Here is a 2,321-nt window from a genome sequence, read left to right on the forward strand (position 1 = left end):
GGCGATCCTCGAGGACCGCGACCGCTTCGCCGGCCGACACGTGGTCACCATCGTGTGCGGCAGCAACGTCGACCTGGACGTTTATCACCGCTGGGTCGGTGCGGCTCCCAGCCACAGGTCTTGACAATTGCTCACTCCGAGAAGTTGAGCGGCATATCTCGGTGGAAGACGGCCATATCCCGGCCGGGGCCGTTGTAGTCATCGACGATCTTCGTGTCGAAGCCGAGGCTGCGGTGGAAGGCGATCGAGCCGGTGTTCTCGATTGACGTGATCGCCTTCAGCTGCCGTGCACCATGATGATCTGCTGCCTCGGCGAACGCGATATACAGACGACGCCCGAGACCGGTGCCACGAGCGTCGTCCCGCGTGGCGATCAGATGCACGTACCCGGTGCCGTCCGGGGTGACGAACCCGAAGATGTACCCACGGATTCCGTCCTCGGCGCGGGCAACCAAGCAGGTGGAACCGAACTCCTGCACCAGTGCCAGAAGGTGCAGCGACCGAAGATCGCGTTCCCCCCAGTAACGGGCGTGATCAGTCACAACCTGGTGGAAGTCGGCCACCCCAGCTGGTGCGATGTGTACGTCCATGATGGCGATCATGACAGGCGCCTGGATGTAACGGGCGAAGGTCCCCACGGATTGGGGAAGTTGAACCGCTCCGGGTCTGATGGAGTGATGTGCTCCGGGTCTGATGGAGTGATGTGCTCCGGGTCTGATGGAGTCATCTTGCTGGACAGATGATGCTCCAGTCCCTCAAGGAGGCTTCCGCGCTCCGTAGTTACCCGGCCGAGTTCCGGCGCAAGGTCCTCGATCTCGTCGAAGCCGGCCGGGCGATCAGGCAGATCGCCCACGGCCTCGGTATCAGCGAGCAGACGATCTCCGTCTGGCGCCGTCAGCACCTCGTCGACACCGGCCGACTGCCCGGGCCAACCAGCGAGGACCGGGCCGAGCTGGTGGCCGCCCGCCGGCGCATCGCCTAGTGCCGCATCAAGCAACGTTCGCCCTCATTGTTGCGGCCCCCGCTCACTGCCAGGAGCGGGGCAGCATGATCCGCCGCCAGATCATCTGGGCGAAACAAGCGCGCTGCCGACAAACGCCTCCGCCGAGTCGCTCCCAGGGCGTGAGGTGCCCCTCAGCGAACGACGCCTGACGCAGCCCTGGAGGGCCTGTCTCACCGATGCGGCTGGACCACGAGCGAGACAGTGGGGAAACTTTGGTTCCCGTCTGGTGATTCGGAAACTATAGTTGTCGCATGACGGTCTCTGAGATCACCCCGGAAGAGCAGGCAGAACTCGACAAGGCACTGTACGACGCCTTGAATCCGCTGGCCTCGGCGATTCGCTCCCAACAGACCGGGCTGCCCGCGGACCGTATGTGGGAAGCGGATCCCATCGAAGTGGCACTGTCCGTCCTGGCCGCTTGGAAGGTGATGGATGCCGAGGTCAGGCGGTTGACCGCGCATGCGGCAGCAACCGCTGGCTCCTACGGCGCCAGTTACGAGCAGATGGGGGCTGTCTGGGGCATCACCCGGCAAGGTGCCCGTAAGAAATGGCCCGACGCCGTCAACCGCTCAGTGCCCGCGCCGGCGGGCAGGAGCACGCTCGCGCTCTTCGGGGGGACTGCTGAACTGGTGCAGGCGCCTTCCGGTGACTGGAGTTGGACAGGCGTAGGCGCTGATGGGGCATCCGCCGCGGTCACCGATGAGACGCGCTACGCGACCGCGGAAGAAGCCGCAGCCCATGCGGGCGTTTTCCTCAAAGAACACGCCCTCGCCGCGGTCGACCGTTCCTAGCATCAGGCAACGTTCACCCTGTTCACGATCTCGCGGAGGCGTTCGTCGGTGGCGTGCTTGTTCCGCCAGATGACGTAGCGGCGGATCATGCTGCCCTGCTCTTTGTGGCTGGCGTGGTCGGTGCCGTCGAGGGTGAAGTGGCGCAGGGCGGTGAACTGGGCCTCGATGCGGTTGAACCAGGAACTATTGGTCGAGGTGTAGGCGATCTCCACGTTGTTGGCCGCCGCCCAGGTCCCGACCCGCCGGCACCGCTTCGTCGTCAGGTGCGGGGAGTAGTTGTCGCAGACGATCACGATGCGCTTTTCAACTGGGTGCAGTGAGCGCAGGTAGCGGCAGAACTCCAAGAACTTCGAGCGGTTCTTGGTCTTCTTGATGTGGCCGTAGAGCTGGTCTTTGCCCAGGTCGTAGGCGGCGAACAGGTGCCTCACCCCATGGGGGCGGGTGTAGGTCGCCCGCCGTCTCGGCCTGGGCTCGCGGTCGGGGTCCTTGTGCCTACCGCCGCGTTCGGCCCATGGGCGGCCGGGGTG

The 2,321-nt window shown here is 64.9% G+C and carries 4 protein-coding genes and 1 pseudogene; 3 read left to right on the forward strand and 2 right to left on the reverse strand.

Annotation, left to right across the window (positions count from 1 at the left end; translation table 11 throughout):
- Positions 1-124: pseudogene (locus ACZ60B_RS42845) on the forward strand (threonine dehydratase); the annotation flags it as partial.
- Between the two features lie 7 nt (positions 125-131).
- Here the strand turns inward: ACZ60B_RS42845 and ACZ60B_RS42850 are convergent.
- Positions 132-602 carry a GNAT family N-acetyltransferase gene (locus ACZ60B_RS42850; protein WP_469397477.1) on the reverse strand — a complete coding sequence of 157 codons (471 nt, stop codon included), beginning with the start codon at positions 600-602 and terminating at the stop codon, positions 132-134.
- A gap of 137 nt (positions 603-739) precedes the next feature.
- Between ACZ60B_RS42850 and ACZ60B_RS42855 the strand changes: the two genes are divergently transcribed.
- Both ACZ60B_RS42855 and ACZ60B_RS42860 read left to right on the forward strand, forming a co-directional pair.
- Complete coding sequence (locus tag ACZ60B_RS42855; RefSeq protein ID WP_469397479.1) at positions 740-982, forward strand: transposase; 243 nt, start codon at positions 740-742, stop codon at positions 980-982.
- A 272-nt stretch (positions 983-1,254) separates the two neighbouring features.
- The gene (locus ACZ60B_RS42860; protein ID WP_469397482.1) at positions 1,255-1,794 is read left to right on the forward strand and encodes a hypothetical protein; all 540 of its coding nucleotides are present in this window, start codon (positions 1,255-1,257) and stop codon (positions 1,792-1,794) included.
- A 2-nt stretch (positions 1,795-1,796) separates the two neighbouring features.
- Here the strand turns inward: ACZ60B_RS42860 and ACZ60B_RS42865 are convergent.
- A partial coding sequence (locus ACZ60B_RS42865; protein ID WP_469397485.1) for a transposase occupies positions 1,797-2,321 on the reverse strand: 525 nt, incomplete at its 5' end.

Source organism: Streptomyces sp. NPDC104096 (assembly GCF_055584385.1).

Coding starts and splice junctions, on each gene's coding strand:
- ACZ60B_RS42850 (WP_469397477.1), bottom strand. CDS start 602: ATGATCGCCATCATGGACGTACACATCGCACCAGCTGGGGTGGCCGAC.
- ACZ60B_RS42860 (WP_469397482.1), top strand. CDS start 1,255: ATGACGGTCTCTGAGATCACCCCGGAAGAGCAGGCAGAACTCGACAAG.
- ACZ60B_RS42855 (WP_469397479.1), top strand. CDS start 740: ATGATGCTCCAGTCCCTCAAGGAGGCTTCCGCGCTCCGTAGTTACCCG.